This window comes from Njordella aestuarii, assembly GCF_056494165.1.
The window spans coordinates 4,351,616-4,367,034 of record NZ_CM151397.1 but is presented as its reverse complement, the minus strand read 5'-3'; the positions used below and the strand labels follow the sequence as shown (position 1 = coordinate 4,367,034).

Annotated in this window: 11 protein-coding genes; 3 read left to right on the top strand and 8 right to left on the bottom strand. The window is 48.6% G+C overall.

Features of this window, described 5'->3' with window-relative positions:
• Positions 1–171: 171 nt before the first annotated feature.
• The 4 genes from SH451x_RS17295 to SH451x_RS17280 form a co-directional block, all read right to left on the bottom strand.
• Positions 172–831, bottom strand: a complete 660-nt coding sequence (locus SH451x_RS17295) for an ISAs1 family transposase (protein ID WP_479358239.1) — start codon at positions 829–831, stop codon at positions 172–174.
• Positions 832–1,006: 175 nt separating this feature from the next.
• The gene (locus tag SH451x_RS17290) at positions 1,007–1,624 is read right to left on the bottom strand and encodes a hypothetical protein (RefSeq protein ID WP_479358238.1); all 618 of its coding nucleotides are present in this window, start codon (positions 1,622–1,624) and stop codon (positions 1,007–1,009) included.
• Positions 1,625–1,698: 74 nt separating this feature from the next.
• The gene (locus SH451x_RS17285) at positions 1,699–3,981 is read right to left on the bottom strand and encodes a response regulator (protein ID WP_479358237.1); all 2,283 of its coding nucleotides are present in this window, start codon (positions 3,979–3,981) and stop codon (positions 1,699–1,701) included.
• A gap of 294 nt (positions 3,982–4,275) precedes the next feature.
• Complete coding sequence (locus SH451x_RS17280) at positions 4,276–5,454, bottom strand: leucine-rich repeat domain-containing protein (RefSeq protein ID WP_479358236.1); 1,179 nt, start codon at positions 5,452–5,454, stop codon at positions 4,276–4,278.
• A gap of 686 nt (positions 5,455–6,140) precedes the next feature.
• Here SH451x_RS17280 and SH451x_RS17275 point away from each other — a divergent pair.
• Together SH451x_RS17275 and SH451x_RS17270 are read left to right on the top strand one after the other, a co-directional pair.
• Entirely contained in the window at positions 6,141–6,479 is a 339-nt protein-coding gene (locus tag SH451x_RS17275) for a hypothetical protein (RefSeq protein ID WP_479358235.1), read from the top strand.
• 290 nt (positions 6,480–6,769) lie between these two features.
• Positions 6,770–7,699 carry a hypothetical protein gene (locus SH451x_RS17270; RefSeq protein ID WP_479358233.1) on the top strand — a complete coding sequence of 310 codons (930 nt, stop codon included), beginning with the start codon at positions 6,770–6,772 and terminating at the stop codon, positions 7,697–7,699.
• 164 nt (positions 7,700–7,863) lie between these two features.
• On the opposite strand, the gene SH451x_RS17265 is transcribed toward SH451x_RS17270, so the two are convergent.
• From SH451x_RS17265 to SH451x_RS17255, 3 genes are all read right to left on the bottom strand, one after another.
• The gene (locus SH451x_RS17265; protein ID WP_479358232.1) at positions 7,864–8,187 is read right to left on the bottom strand and encodes a hypothetical protein; all 324 of its coding nucleotides are present in this window, start codon (positions 8,185–8,187) and stop codon (positions 7,864–7,866) included.
• Positions 8,188–8,396: 209 nt separating this feature from the next.
• Positions 8,397–10,031 (bottom strand): ATP-binding protein, encoded by a 1,635-nt coding sequence (locus SH451x_RS17260; protein ID WP_479358231.1) that lies wholly within the window; start codon positions 10,029–10,031, stop codon positions 8,397–8,399.
• Positions 10,028–11,551 carry an ATPase domain-containing protein gene (locus SH451x_RS17255; RefSeq protein ID WP_479358229.1) on the bottom strand — a complete coding sequence of 508 codons (1,524 nt, stop codon included), beginning with the start codon at positions 11,549–11,551 and terminating at the stop codon, positions 10,028–10,030. The genes SH451x_RS17260 and SH451x_RS17255 overlap by 4 nt, the downstream gene beginning before the upstream one ends.
• Before the next feature lie 608 nt (positions 11,552–12,159).
• Here SH451x_RS17255 and SH451x_RS17250 point away from each other — a divergent pair.
• A complete protein-coding gene (locus SH451x_RS17250; protein WP_479358228.1) occupies positions 12,160–14,442 on the top strand; it encodes a hypothetical protein in 2,283 nt (760 codons plus the stop codon).
• 193 nt (positions 14,443–14,635) lie between these two features.
• Here the strand turns inward: SH451x_RS17250 and SH451x_RS17245 are convergent, their stop codons facing one another.
• Positions 14,636–15,031, bottom strand: coding sequence for a hypothetical protein (locus SH451x_RS17245; protein WP_479358227.1), 396 nt, complete (start codon positions 15,029–15,031; stop codon positions 14,636–14,638).
• Positions 15,032–15,419 lie beyond the last annotated feature (388 nt).

Sequence of the window (15,419 nt, the reverse complement as noted above, 5' to 3'; positions counted from 1 at the left end):
ACAGCCGGTCGGCATCCCCGACCAGCCTACCGGCTACCTGACAAATCGGATATCGATCCAAGCAAGCAACCTAGCAACAGCATACCAATTGCGAACGCGTTGGCAACATCGAGAGGAATGCAAAATAAAGCTCGTCATGGCTTCTACCGGCATGCGGTACGTACATATCGTTCAGCTTCTGCCGAAAGCAGTGAGCATAGTCACTTGCAGAATTGTGGGCTTCGCTTGGTTGCCTTTGACGGTTAAGAGATATTCCGCTTCCTTGTTATGTATGAGCTCGACGGTTTCACGCTGGCAATGCATGGCATCAGCAGTCACCACTGCTCCTTTCAGGTCCAACATGTCGATGAGAGTTTGGACAGCAGGAATCTCGTTGCTTTTGTCATCGACCGCAACGCATCCTAAGCACAACCGCAAGCCTCCTGCAAAGGCCGTCACAGTATGCAACGCCGATTTGTTCGCTGCAGCATCAAAGGAACCTCGCAATGTCTTTCCGTCGATCGCGACCGATTCGCCACGCAATGAGCATCCCAAGTCAGTAACCCATGCCTGTAAGCAAGCAAAGAATTGCAGGGAATCCAAACGCGCGAAAACACGTCCTAGTGTGTCGTGCGATGGGATACCATTGTCTAATCGCACGTACTTGCGGAGCCAAAGGCGTTTGGAAGTAGCGAAGCGTTCCAAATCAGTCCAACTGTTGGCATCGCAAATAACAGCGCAAAGCGTGACGAAAATGGTTTCGATCAGTTCATGATTGGTCTCGCGAGGGACTCGTGGATCGCAAATTATTTCAAAGTGATTGTTAAGTTTGCGAACGAAGCTAGCGGCCATACACGCAAACATCCGTGTACGAAGAAAAATGAAATGCTAGTCAAACTCAGAGACTTGCCATTCCCATACTCCTTGCAAATAATTGGCCATGACCGCTTCGTTGTGCAATTGACCTGGCTGCCACAGCTAACAGCAGACTCTGATGAAACCAGTTCTTGATATTCGACCTATTCACCTATTTGTCCGATCGAGTGCTGCTTCCAGCCTTCAGCCCGCAACCGAAGACCGGCCAACTTAATTCTTCTGTCATTCGTTCGAACATTGTCCGTTTCAAGGCCTCGTAGGCCGAATTCTCGCCCTGGTGACCACGGCTGATTGTTACTCCACCATCAAAGCACAACTTTCCTTCTTCATTGAAGTACTGAAAATGGCCTGAGGTCTTTGCTCCAAATCTATCCGCTTCAATTCCATCGACGTCGACCACGCAGTTAACCCCAACAATCCTTTGGAACATTTTGAAGACTCGTCCCTTCGCAAACGATGAGTTAGTGTCGGGAGGGCAGACGAACACGACATCGATGGTGGTATCAAGCGGTGATTGTTCACAGATGCGCTCGAGGAGATGTGCGCTAGCAATGCTGCATGAGCATTTTGGATGAATAAAAACAACAAGTTTCTTCTCGCCGTCCGTTCGCAATAACAAGCTGTCAGCTGGCCACTCCCTTGGGATTGCACCCTTTTGACCGGCCGCTGTACTCCATCTTGCCGCAAAATAAAATCCTGAAAGGATTACCATAAACCAGATGGCTGCGATTACAGCAACTCGGGCATTTGTGTTTGCAAAGTAACGCATAAGCTCGACGCTGTGGACTTACGCGAAAACGCGTATGGGAGTATTTGCTTGACTATGTGAGGCATCGTTGCCGACTAACTTGGCGCCAATACTGCTCGGACATTTCGCTTGATCAAGGCAATCAAACTTTCAGGTACGATCGGCTTGGAAGCGAAATCGTTGCAACCGATGTCGATGCATTTCTTTCGTTCGCCGTCCATTGCTTGTGCGGTTAACGCAATAATTGGTATGTCATTTCCCATCCGTCGGATATGTCTTGTAGCATCGTAGCCATCAAGCTCCGGCATCTGCATGTCCATGAGTATGATATCGAATTCATTATCATCTTGGTTTAACATCGCGATGGCTATCTCTCCGTTCGCAGCAATCTGCACGTACGCACCTGCCTTTTTCAAATGATAGGAGATCAATTTTTGGTTGTCAGGACCGTCTTCGGCAAGAAGAATTCGAAAGCTATCAAGTGATTTAACTTTTGATTTTACCGGGCATGTTTGGAGTTCTGGTTGATTTCTCTCGAAGATGCTCTCCTTAATGTGAATCAACTCTGATCCACGGACTTTAACAACTTTAATGGTTGCGGTGAAAACACTTCCCACACCCTTCTGAGATTCAATCTGGAGTTTACCGCTGAGCAAGGACGCCATAACACTTGAAATACGTAGACCCAGTCCAGAGCCACCAAATCTCCTGGTAGTGGAGCCGTCGGCCTGGGTAAAGGCATCAAATCTTGCTACTACCGCACGTTGCTCTTCAGTCATTCCAATCCCCGTGTCAACGACACGAAAAACCAACTCTTCTCTAACTTCATTTAGTTCGATATACAGGGTGACGCTCCCTACCTCTGTAAATTTGATTGCATTTCCGATCAAGTTTACAAGGATCTGTCGCAACCTTGTCGGGTCAGACTTGATGACGGCGGGGACAGGCGTAAGAAAGACGACATCAAAGTCTATTCCCTTTCCGGTTGCCTGTGGCTTCATCATCTTGCCGACGGCGTCAACGATACTGATGACGCTAGTATCAATCTCTTCGATCGATAATCGGCCCGCCTCGATTTTAGACATGTCCAAAATGTCGTTTAGAATTGTTAGCAGATGCTCAGCATTTGAGCGAATTGTTTTAACTGCGCTAGCCGACTGAATTGGATCGTCAACGAAGTCATCCTCAAGTAGTTCAATAAATCCCAGGATTGCCGTCATAGGAGTTCGGATTTCGTGGCTCATATTTGCCAGGAAGTCGCTCTTGGCGCGGTTGGCGGCTTCGGCCTGCTCTTTCGCTTGCTTGAGCTGACGAGCGTTAAGGAGCTGATTAGTAGTCTCACGCTGCACAATCACCGCGTGACGAGCTGGTGAATCACACGGAGTAATTTCCATGTTGAAGCATCGCGGTCCATCGCGGTCAGTAACACAATAATCGATTACTTGAGAATCAGAAGATCGATGAAGAACTAGCCGAATCTTCTCGAGAATCTCTTGGTTGTCCATCGCCTTTGAAAACTCGATCTTTGTCAACACAACACTGTCAGAATGTAGCTCGCGCCAAGCGTCGTTGCAATTAATGACGTTTTCAAAACTATCGAGAATTGCAATTTGAGATGACTGGGCATTTAGAATCGCATCTCTTAAGCAGATCGCTTTCCGCAGTTCGTAATTTGTCGATTCCAGCTCAGTCGTTTTGGATTTAACCAGACGTTCAAAGTTCGAGTTCATGATCTCGAGCTCTGCCTCCCTGCTTGCGGCACCATGCATATGCCATACGCTCTGCTGGCAACTGACCGCTAATACAATGAGCTCGGAAACGACCCAGCCTGCATGCTCTGCTGCTCGCCATGGGTTGGCAGAAAGAGCACCAAAGACCGATTGAGGAAAATAGAAGCCTCGTACGAGATGATCCGTGCACACGATTACTGAAGCGACCAGGAGCACTTGCCAATCACGATAGAACGCCAGAAATGCTAGAGAGACGAACACATGGAAATGTGTTTCAATTCTTCCACCGCTGATATGAATGAGCAGTGAGGAGAACAATACTTGTGAAATCGCGATCACGTAGCGACTTAGGCGAGTTCCCGGGCATTGCCAAGCCAGAACCACAGGCACAATGGTAAGAAAGATTCCCGATGCTGATGCGAGCCAGACGTGCGGATGGATCTTCGCTGTTGTTCCTTCCCAAGAATATGGTGTAAATAGCCACGCCGCTACTACTGCCGCCACGAGTTGGAGAACAAGCAAGATCGCGAACGTTTGGTCAGTGCTTCGATGGCATGATTGAAGCTCGCGAGCCAGTATGACTTGAGTTCTGTCAGTAAGTTGTGCCGAGGAAGATTCGGCACGCGGCGCATACGGTTGAAAAAGCATCGAGAGGGAATTTCGAACAGATGAGAACGGCCTCGGATATTAACACCATGGCGTGTGAATGATCTGTTCTGAAATTTTCTCGACGAGTTTGCAGATAATTGCACTCGGTTTTCGTGGGACACAATCGCTGCGTAGAAAGTAGCATCCTTTTTCAACAATCTGCGTTTAGTAGACGGATGAGACTAGTAGTCCCTTCCGTGCCAAGCCGCTACCGTAATCTCGCCTAGGAGTAAGTCCAAAATCACTCTAGGGTTTTTTTACGACTGAAACCGCCCAGACTGCTCGCGTAATCAATCACTTGATCGATGGTTCGTAAAAGACTTTGTTGCCATGTCGACCCACGATTTTGCAATTCTTTAAGGTTGTTCGACCAAGCTCAACAAGTTGATCTTCGGACAATTTAACCCGGTCCGAAACGCTCAGGAATCGCAACGACTGCAACTTCCTCAGCGAAGGTAGCGAGGCCTCTGTAATGTGAGGGCTGTCCAGATATAGTGCGTTCAGCTTTTTCAAGTTTGCTAACTCGGCCAACTCGGCATCGGTAATTTCTGTTAGGTCGTCACCAATGAATTCGAGTGGTTCAATACGCGATAAATCCAATAACGCGCTCGATGCTAAAACTTCGTTTGTTCTTATCGCACGTAAGCGAGGAAGCCCATCTAGATGACGTATCGTCACGCTCTCCTCTCGCCAACTGACGTTCCAGATTAGAAGGTTCTCAAGTGAACTTAGACGATTGATTGCAGTCAGATCAGTTTCATCAATTGCAATCCCAATCACTTCTAGTTCCCGCAGGTTTTTTAATGCTGATATCCATTGCAAATCGCCAGGTTCGAGACCACGAATGTTCCTTAGATAGAGAGTCTGCAGATCACTCAGTGTTGCCAGCCTGCTCAAGGTGTCACTATCAATAGTCGCTTCACTCAACGATAGGTTCATCAATTTGGTTAGCGAAGCGACAGCGTTGAGTCCAACTTCAGTAACGCCATTGGCTTTATCGTTAACGTCCAATCTTCTAAGCTTGGTCAAGCTCGTAAGCTGCACCAATGTTGCATCGTCAAGTGCATGTTGATAGTTGAGGGCATACAGTTGCTCAAGAGAATTCAGCTGCGAAACATCCTTTGACCAACCACTATCAAGTGGATTGAAATTCAGATTCAGTTTCTTTAGGAATTTGAGATTCTTCAAATGGTGCAGTCCACTGCCGGTTATCTTATTGCCATCAAGCGCAAGCTCCTCAAGGTTCTTCAGTTGTCCGATAGTCACTAAGCTGCGATCCGTAAGGCCTAGGGCTGCGGCCTCTAACTTTCGAAGACGCGTCAGTCGAAGCAGATGTGAAATTCCTTCGTCTGTGACCGTGTCATTTCCATAGCCCGACGATCCACGCATCGATAATTCCTCAATATCGCTGGAAAGCCTCTCTAGAGTTTCATCGGAGAACTGTTCAAGACCTTGAGGATTTTCACCTCTCACACTTCTGCCCAAGGTTACGCAAGCCAATATTATGAGCAAAGGTTTGAAGCTTGTACGAAAAATCATCGTTCTGAATGACTGAAAAAGAAATGTTTCGGGATACGCTAAATATTGTTCAAAACAATTGTGCTAACGATTTATGCTACCTGATTTTCTATCGCCAAGACAACCGTTGGCTACAATTCGATCTTTACTTGCGGAAGTCCGCCTGCCGAGGAATTTCGAGACGGCCTGAATTCGGGCTGTGAGGGCTTTCTAACTTCCTTGAGTTTGCAAATCCTCGATTAGTAGCCACAGCTCGTTAATCTCTTCTTTGAAAAGGATTCCAATAAGAACGTCGGTTACCAGACCTTTCACATCCGCATTCTGGCGAATGAATTTGCCGAAGCTTAGACCATTTTGGACGCTTCTCTCATAGCAGTTTAAATTCACTGGGTGGTTTGGAGTGAATTTAAATTTGCGTGGCTGCCGCTAATAAATTGTTTCCTCGAGTGTCTTAGTAGGTAGGACAACGACGAATTATTGCAAGCATAGATCTGTAACTGGAAACGTTCAAAGTCCTCGCCATTAAAGTGCAATTTTGATCGCTAACCCAGTGTTGGACAAAAAAGAAAAGCTCCGGCAATTTTCAGATGATAACTTTAACCTCTGTGGTCTACATCGACTCTGCTGTGGGGAAACTCGGAATGACAAAACGTTTTTCAATGCTAATGCTTGTCGTCAGTTTCGTCGTTGGAGCCGCCGCCTGGTACATGAATGGCAAATGGCCACATATGACAATCGATGCGACTCCGAAAACAGCCGTTCCGCCACGTCTTGAATCAGCCGGGGTGACCAAGGGAATGCGTAGAGACGAAGCGGTTACTGGGTTAAGTGGAAGCGGGTTCAAACCGTGGATAGATGCAACTGCAACTGATGACTGGGAGCGATTCCGCAAGCCGTGGAAGGGCGGATTCCACTTTGTCAATCTACGCTTCAACAGCGAGACGGTCGACGAGGTCGGCGAGTTTTGGAATGACCCGTGAGTCTGATCATTATCAGCCGGAAAACGACGATATCACCTGTGGGGAGATGACACTGGATGATTGCGACAGCATGAGTTCTTTCGAGAGAATTAAAACCCTAACCTTTGCATTGAATGCTACAAGTCGGTGACGCAATGAGCAACTCGCGAGCTGTGGCTTTTTAGTCGTTTGCTATAGCATTAGAGTAAGCGATCTCAGCTACCAACTTTGCGTCAACGACGAACCAAAATCGGATCAACCGGTTAACGAATAACTTAATCAACGTTAGGAAAGCGAAAGAGAATTTGAGAATGAAACAATTAGTCGTAAGCACGCTGCTCGTGATATTTTTAGTCGCTCCATCCATAAGCTCTGGAATGGGCAGTGACCATAACCCTGGCGAGCTACCGCATAATGAAGGCTGGATGAAAGGCACGTACGAAATTGTAAACCAGCCAAATCGGGTCCACGGGTATTGGATCAATAGTTCCGATACGCTGTTTTACCGCGGAGGAACTAATGAGCTCAATATTGCGATCGACAATCTTTCAAAAGTTGCTGGACTGGAGATCGAGATCGTGTTGCACATTGGTCCTGGCGAAGCAAAGTCTCCATGGTCTGAGAAAGCGGTTTCACCGGCAGAATGGTCGATTAGCATTTCCGGCAAACGCTCCGTCGCTATGTTTCAAGATCAAGTCATGGTCGATGTTTGGCTCGGTGGAGACATATCGCTCAAAGAATTGAAGATTCCTTTAACTTTGAAGGTAGAATCCGGCGCTGAGATCGATGAGTTTATCCGCCAACGCGAGGCAGCGAAATCGAGCACCTCGATCAAAGCCGATATCAATGTGGATTCCCAGCTTCTTCTGAAGGAACTCGATGGAGGCCCAGACACCGGTACGGTGGCCGCAATTCAAGACAACGACGAATGGAGGCAGTTCGTTGCCAAATGCATCGACGAGGGAGTACGAACGAAACTGTCAGCGGCGGAATTAGATTTTGCAAAGGAGACGGTCATTGTAGTAACTCATTCGACTAGTTCCATTCTCGGAAATGCCGAGTACGAAGCGATGGACGGAATTCAAACGATTCGCTTGAAGGATAACAAGTGCATTGTTGACTATACATTTATTTCGTCTGATCACATGGAAATCAGAGAAAGAAAGCCAATTCACATCGTAAAGATCCCAAAGGTGCAATCGATCGAGTTTAGACCTGAGTCGAAGTATTTCGGAGGCTAAAACTGAACGACGTTCGTAAGTTGTTATTGTCTCGGTAATTTTTTCCGATGTATTCGGTCCTTCGCTCCTGCTTAAATATTCGTTACTCTAGTCGGCCAGGCGGCCAGATTGACGGAACCAGACGGGAGGTCGAATCGCAAAGTGGAAGAAATATGCGCGATCTGTCACTCCGACAGCAGCGCAGGGTGTCGTCCAGCGCGGCCGTGGCTCCGGGAATACTCTAAACCGCAATTACTGAAGACTTCTACCACTCTTTCTAAATCTCCTAGCCGATCATGTTTACCTGCCCAATGAATGATAAATGCCTGGTCAATGTCTTGCTCGAATCGCTTATGGCACCAGCACCAGTTGAAGCGACGGTCGAGTTCTTTCAGCGGTGCATCGTGGAGTTGTAGGTTGAGCGATAGGTACAACTGTTCGACGGCCCAATAGTTGGCGGGGACTGGATACTTCGGTGGGAAGTAGTACTCGGCGCTGTTGGGTGGCATAACCATCACACCGGAGTTGATGTGCCGGGTCAGGTAAATGTAGGGCAGATGAAGTGCATCGCAAAGTGCATTGGCATGGCGCTGAGTCTGGTCGTTCTCAAGCTCGTGGAAGCGAGCCAGGCCGTTTTCATCGATGAGTCCCCACGATCCGAGCGCAATCTCTGAACTCTACTATGAAATTCCATTGATGCTATGGTTTGTTCACAGGGTTAATTTTTTGCTGTCAGCTTTTGCAACAGCCTCAAGAGAGCAGACTTATTGATAGGCTTGGGCATATGGTGATCGCAACCAGCGGTTATGCATTTAGCCATATCACCTTGCATGGCATCAGCAGTTAGGGCAATAATTGGATTAGTGTAACCAAGCCTACGAAGTTCGGTCGCGGTCTCGTATCCATCCATATTCGGCATTTGTAGGTCAAGGATAATGGCATCGAAAACGATACCCTGCATGCTTGCGCTCCGAAATGTCTCAATCGCCCTAAGGCCATCTTCAGCCTCGGTTACTTTGCCCCCGGCGGAAGTGACAATGCGATTGCTAAGGTACCGAATATCACGTCGATCATCCACGATCAAAACATGAGCATCTAGGCAAACAGGCGGACCTGGAACAATCCCATTTTCTGTCACCTGCTGCTCCTGTGGTCTAGCAATTGTTTCGGCCGTTCCATTCGTCGCGATGCATAGGGTGAAGGTGCTGCCTTTATTAATCGTGCTCTCAACAGTGATTCTCCCGTTTAGCATGCCGGCGAGTCGTTGACTTATGGCAAGCCCGAGGCCGGTTCCTCCAAACTGTTGCGTAATCAGCGAATCTCCTTGAGAGAATGGCTGAAATAGACGCTTTTGCTGCTCTTTGTTTATGCCGATGCCGGAATCGACGACCGCAATGCTAAGTTGACCATCCGCAAGAGACTTTTGTGATTGAGAAAGCGAATTACTCGTATAGTCAACCAGTATCTTCACTCCACCGCGAGCAGTGAACTTGATTGCATTTCCTACTAGGTTTACGAGTATTTGCCTTATTCTTTTGGCGTCACTTCGAATAGTTTTTGGCACTGGACCTGTCAACTCAACATTAAGGCTTAGCCCTTTTTCGCTCGCTCTCATCTCCATCGTGCTGCGCACATCGTCGATCACCGCAGCCGGCTCGAAATACTCAAAGTGGATGTCTAATTTTTCGGCCTCAATCTTTGATAAATCCAAAATGTCGTTGATGATACCCAATAGAAAATCGCCGTTTCGGCGGATTGTTGCTAGAAAGTCGAGTGCTTCCTTGTTGTCGACCAGGCTCATCATCAAATCTGCATAACCTAAAATCGACGTCATTGGCGTTCTGATTTCATGGGAAATATTCGCGACGAACGCGCTCTTAGATCTGCTCGCCTGTTGTGCTTGATACAATAAGTCTCGAACCTCGTACTGTCTGACGCGATCGCGAAGTTTGGCTTTTAGCGTACTAACCAATAAAGCGATTCGTAGAGGCCGCTCCATTAACGTGACATTGCCCAAAGATAAGAGTTTCTCAACTGCAAATGCCGAAACTTCACCTTGTGTGAGTAAGACGAGAATCGGAATATCTGACCATGAAGGTTGTGTGCTTGCAGCCAGTCGCAGGTGTTCCATCGTTTCGCTAGACAAATGCTCTTGCGCGATCAGCAAGATCCCTGTCTCCGAAGTTATACGTTCCGCTGCTTCGTAAACGGAATTCACCACTTCGACCAAGATCTCATGGTCTCGCAATATCTCAACGCAAAAGTTCGCGTCTTGAGGCGTAGGAGCTAGTAATGTAATCGTGCGATCGTAAGTAGGGTGCGCCCGATGCTCGACAAAGTCGTTGTCGGTCATGTTTGCTTTCCACCTTGGCCTAACAAATTGTTGTCGGTTCCTCGATACGTGGGAGTGCCGCTCAGTACGCCGTGGAAGTCGGTCAGGGGCGTTCCTACTTTTAGGCCGGTTGAACTAAGTCGAAACTCGCGTATCGTTCGTTCGTGATTCCCAGTCCTTTTCTTGACCATGGCGATCGCTTGACGAATCTCTCCTGAGGTTTCGAAATAACGAAACAAGAGAACGTTGTCAGCAATGTAGCTGGCATCCACCGGCGTTTTCATAGCCGATCCTAGCATGCCATGTTGAGCTGCAATCAGAAATGACACAATGCCTCGTCGTCCAAGCATTTGCAAAATATCGTTAAGCTGAATTAGCAGAAACTGTTCATGCGGCATCGAGTTTAAATATCCATTCAAACTGTCGATGGCGACGACAGAAACCTTCCGCCCTTTGGAGTCGGGTTGAGTTGCATCGCGGACCCGCGATGAAAATTCGGCTGGCGTAGTCTCTCCCGCGGCGATTTGACACAATTCAATTCGTCCGTCTCTGAGGTACTCATCGATATCGAAGCCTAACCCACGACTACGCTGAAGAAATGCTTGATTACTTTCTTCGAACTCAAAGATGACTGCTCGTTCGCCACGTTCTGCCGCTGCGACGGCAAACTGTGTTGCAGTAGATGACTTGCCTACTCCCGCCGGTCCGAGCAAGAGTGTGCTGGTTCCTTCCATCAGTCCACCACCAACGAGCGCATCCAACTCGGCATTGCCACTGCTGATCACTTTTCCATCATACTGCCAACGATCTTCTTCAATCGCTTTGCGGGGATAGACGACCATCCCACCCCGCTTGATGGCTACGTCATGTACGCCACCTATAAAGTCCCTACCCCGATGCTTAACTATGCGGAGATGACGTCGTACGGTTCCGTATTCGTTCAATAACTGTTGCAAGCGAATCACGCCGTGCGCGATGCTTTGAAGTTGTTGCTCATTAACATCTGAAGTCGCCTCTCCTCCCGATTTATCATCAAGCATAATCGCTGTACAACCACGTCCCACGAAGAACTGCTTAAGTGCGAGGATCTGCCGACGATACCGTAGCGGCCCCTGCGCAAGTAAACGCATTTCTGACAACGAATCAAAGACAATCCGCTTCGGATTGGTCGCTTCTACCTTCTTCAGAACTCGCTCTATCGTTGCCCCGAGTTCGATTTCTGACGGCTTGAACATCGTGTATTGAGCTTGTTCCTCAACCAATTTCTCCTGATCGACTAGTTCATGGATTTCAATCCCGTCTAACGTCCAACCATGCGACGCAGCAACGCCTTCGAGCTCATCCCGTGTCTCAGATAGACTTACATACAATCCAGTTTGACCTTTTGCTGCACCATCTAGCAAAAATTGCATCGCAAGCGTCGTTTTTCCGGTGCCTGGATAACCTTCGATGAGGTAAAGACGATCCGCAGTGAAGCCCCCATGCATAATGTCATCGAGCGTGCGAATACCAGTGCTAATCAATCGTTGAGACTTAGACATCTAGCACCACTTTTAAGACTTCCAAGTAGACAGAAGTCCCCACAGTATAGAGCAATATTGAAAAAAGGTCTTCGCGCGAGGTAGTTCACCGAGCCTGATATTGTATCAAGTCCCCAGCGTCTGAGCACAGCCAAAAGACAATGTTAACTCATGAGTTGAACCACATGGACCGAAAGCTTAAAGACCGTATTCACTTGAAATGAAAGCTCCCGTTGAGCAAGTCGCTCATCCGCCAAATTGCGCAGCAGAAAGATTATTGTTCTTGAGCACTTCACAGATCGCATCTGCAGCACTCGCCCCGGACTTCACGGCAAGGAGCACACCGGACGAATGCTACATTTGGAGCGAGGAATGCTATGACGACAGGTCTTTATCTTTAAGAGCGCTTCGCAACCTGAACGCTCTCGTCACAGAAATGCTCTACTCACTGCTTTGGCCTGGATTCGAACAACAAACGAAATTGCGCTCGCATTTTAAGCATCGCTTCTTGCATCTTGATGGGAAATGATTCACTTCTTCACACGTTTATCCCTGGTACAACGTTTGCGAATGTGATGAGCTGTCAGCCTTAATAGCAACTCCGCGCAATGCCCCCACAAGTGAACACAATGATTAGATCACATCGTAATGTACGTGCCGGCTCTTGGACATTGACGCTCATAATCTCTTGCGCATACTTTAGTTTGGTCTTTGGGCAGGAAAACTTCCCGCCTGCCATACCTGAACCGCCAAGTGCTGACTTGCAAGTAGACGATGGCAGTACGGACAGTGGCGAGTATTCTGTGCTGATGCGAGGACCGCTGCACGAAGCGTATGCAGAACAATATTCATCCGATCCTGAGCCTGGCGTTATTGTTGGTAAACGCCCGCCAGATCCAATTCAGGAGCTTCCGCCAGAGTTTAAGCCGGACCTTGAGAATGTCACGTGGATTCCCGGCTATTGGGGCTGGGATCCGGAGCTGCAAGACTTTATCTGGGTTAGTGGTATTTGGCGGCAGATTCCTCCAGATGGACAGTGGGTCCCAGGATACTGGGCAGACGTCAATGGAGGCTACCAATGGATCAGCGGATTTTGGCTCAACTCCCGCGCTGAAGAGATAGCCTACTTGCCGTCGCCTCCGCCATCGATTGAGAATGGTCCTAGTAGTCCAGCACCGGATCAGAACCACTTTTGGATTCCTGGATGCTGGGTTTATGAGCAATCCGACTATTACTGGCAAGCTGGCTATTGGGCACAGGGTAACGAAAGCTGGGTCTGGGTTCCTACTCGCTACGTCTGGACTCCGAGCGGATGCGTTTACCGTGCTGGATATTGGGATTACAACATCGCAGATCGCGGCACTATATTCTGCCCTGTCCGATTTGCAAATCCTATCGCGTCGTACGAATACAGACCAAGTTATGTCATCGATACTAATCCAGCATGGTACGCCAACTTGTATGTCTACCCGCAGTACAACCACTACTTGTACGGGAACTATTACGAGTACTCCGGCCAGAATGACATTTATCCGTGGAGCAGCTACTCTCAGACAACACGTCGCTTTGATCCACTTTACAGCTACTATTCTAATCAGGGGCGAAGCACTGATCTGATTCAGCAGATTGTTCGGCTGCAACGATATTTCCAAGCTAATAAGAATATGCGTCCTGCGAATACATACGCCGCCGAGCGTAGACATTACTCCAATCTAAATGCCCAACAGTCGTCTGTGGCGCTACGAGCCGCAACAATCGCTAGTATCGCCAATCAAAAGGCAGATTTCGGTTTGCCGTTTTCTCTTCAAGGTATCCAACAAGCGGCGGCAAGCCAACTAGCACAGTCGGTTGCACCAGTCCGTCAATTCGCTAACACTCGCAAGGATTTGGAGCGTGCGGGGACTGAGGCTGATCGGTTGCGAGCCACCGTGCAAACTGACGAGTCTCTCCGACAAGAAACTAACGATGTGGCTGGTAAGGTCGAAACGAAGCATTTACGAGTAAACGCTCAATCGTCTTCAACTTCGAACGCTATCGCGACAGATCTGGGTGCCGAAAGTTCAGATGACGCCGCAAATCGTAAATCCGCTAAAGCACAACGAACCGAGAGTTCAGGCCGCAATGACAAGGTGACCGTTCGCGATCAGACTGGCGACCGCAATACATCAGAGTTACCGCCAGACGCAGCGGATGCAGACGGATTGGATGCAAAACGAGGTAATGGTGAGGTAAATAATCGTCAGCGTTTAAGTCGAGATGAGATAGCGCAACGAAGGAATGAAATTCGTCAAAGACAATCGGATGCTTTGAATTCAGCAAAACAGTCAAACCAGGTCGATTCAACCGCACCTAATGCAGCAGCGGATGACAACGCTCCACCGTCTGCTACTGAATTAGATGAACTACGGAACCAATTAGGACGTCGCGGCTCTCAAAGTCCCAAGGCGCCAAACGGAACAACTGAAAGCTCGCCAGCAGTACGAAATGGATCTACTGCTCGCCCCGATTTGCCCGGCCAACGGAACGCTCCGGGAGTTCTGTCAAATCCCTCTCAAGGACGCGATCGGGGTGCTAATCGCAACCCAGCTTCCAATGCTAATGACATGAAACCTAACACGTCGCAGAACACAAATGGCAAAGGAGCACAAATGCCTTCGGACTCGAGCGATGCTAAAAGGCAACCGTCAGTAAACGAGCCTGCAAAGGCTCCAGGTCCATTGGGTGCTGCAGGCAAGGGTGTCGAAAAAGCTTCGCAAGGTGCGAATAGTACTGCCAGAGAACAGGCGAAGAAATTGCCTCCGTCTCCGGCAGCGGATGATAAGCCTAAAGCAAATCCAGCTCCCACTCCAGAACCTGCGGCAGGTAAGGCTGATGCGAGTAAATCAGGAAAAGAAAAATCCAAAAAAGACTAGTCTCATGATTCCCGCGTCGCCCACCTTATGAAGTTGAAGAGGTTGCGTGACCTCGACCCCGCGGTAGTCAATGTGTAAGGATCGCTTCAAGATCTCAGCGATGGAGGGATTCTAGAACGATTAGGGCCGCACGCGATCGAGCGGTCACATTTCAATTTCCGAGGCATCCACAGTAGACATACTTGCAATCCTTTCAACGAGATAAAGACTTGGCCAAAGGCTGGCCCCATTCCGTAAGACTTAAACTTGCGACCAAGCCTTCTAAGTCGACTTGATCGCCTAAACATTCGGTCAAAGCAGTAATCGCTGCTGATGTCGGTTTCACATGGGTAGTGCGATCTCGCAAGGGTTCGCAGACGCGTGTGATTAGTTTTTTCTGCTCCAGCTGGCGAACGGCCCGGGTGTACGCCATACGCTGAGCTGGCGTAGCGCCTCCGCATTTCCACAGGGATGGCGTGAACGGAACGCCAATTTCACGCATTGATTTGGCAAAGTTCACTTCGCTCTTTTGCACACGTAGATCAATCTCAACAAAGGTTTCGATATCTGCCAAAACATTGCAAAGGAGCTCGAATTCACTCGATTTCATGCAAAATTCCATCAAAATCGGACAACACGTTACAGAAATAAACTCTCTCTAGTACTGCCCCTGTTCCCGCGGCCCAAGAACGTGTTGTTTTTGGCGGGAGGACCCATAGCACAGGGTTGCGCTGTGTAGTCCGCGTGCCACTTTGGCAGACGCGTTGTGGGGCCACTGTTGGCCCACTGACGCGTTCAGTCACGTGCTGGGCTTGCACTCGAACGTAGTGCATCGGTTGCGACAGACGCTAACGTGTGCGATGACTTGCGATCTAGATTGGTCACTCATGAGCAGCCTCGGATGATGTTGCTTGATGCCTTCTAGTTTTAGTTGAGGGCGAGACTCGAACACGTGATTCACAACGAGGAGGCCTTTCGATTTTGGGGTGATTGGGAAT

Excerpts from the sequence above, each read along its gene's own strand:
- SH451x_RS17295 (WP_479358239.1), bottom strand. The coding sequence starts at position 831 with ATGGCCGCTAGCTTCGTTCGCAAACTTAACAATCACTTTGAAATAATT.
- SH451x_RS17290 (WP_479358238.1), bottom strand. The coding sequence starts at position 1,624 with ATGCGTTACTTTGCAAACACAAATGCCCGAGTTGCTGTAATCGCAGCC.
- SH451x_RS17285 (WP_479358237.1), bottom strand. The coding sequence starts at position 3,981 with ATGCTTTTTCAACCGTATGCGCCGCGTGCCGAATCTTCCTCGGCACAA.
- SH451x_RS17275 (WP_479358235.1), top strand. The coding sequence starts at position 6,141 with ATGACAAAACGTTTTTCAATGCTAATGCTTGTCGTCAGTTTCGTCGTT.
- SH451x_RS17270 (WP_479358233.1), top strand. The coding sequence starts at position 6,770 with ATGAAACAATTAGTCGTAAGCACGCTGCTCGTGATATTTTTAGTCGCT.
- SH451x_RS17265 (WP_479358232.1), bottom strand. The coding sequence starts at position 8,187 with ATGCCACCCAACAGCGCCGAGTACTACTTCCCACCGAAGTATCCAGTC.
- SH451x_RS17260 (WP_479358231.1), bottom strand. The coding sequence starts at position 10,031 with ATGACCGACAACGACTTTGTCGAGCATCGGGCGCACCCTACTTACGAT.
- SH451x_RS17255 (WP_479358229.1), bottom strand. The coding sequence starts at position 11,551 with ATGTCTAAGTCTCAACGATTGATTAGCACTGGTATTCGCACGCTCGAT.
- SH451x_RS17250 (WP_479358228.1), top strand. The coding sequence starts at position 12,160 with ATGATTAGATCACATCGTAATGTACGTGCCGGCTCTTGGACATTGACG.
- SH451x_RS17245 (WP_479358227.1), bottom strand. The coding sequence starts at position 15,031 with ATGAAATCGAGTGAATTCGAGCTCCTTTGCAATGTTTTGGCAGATATC.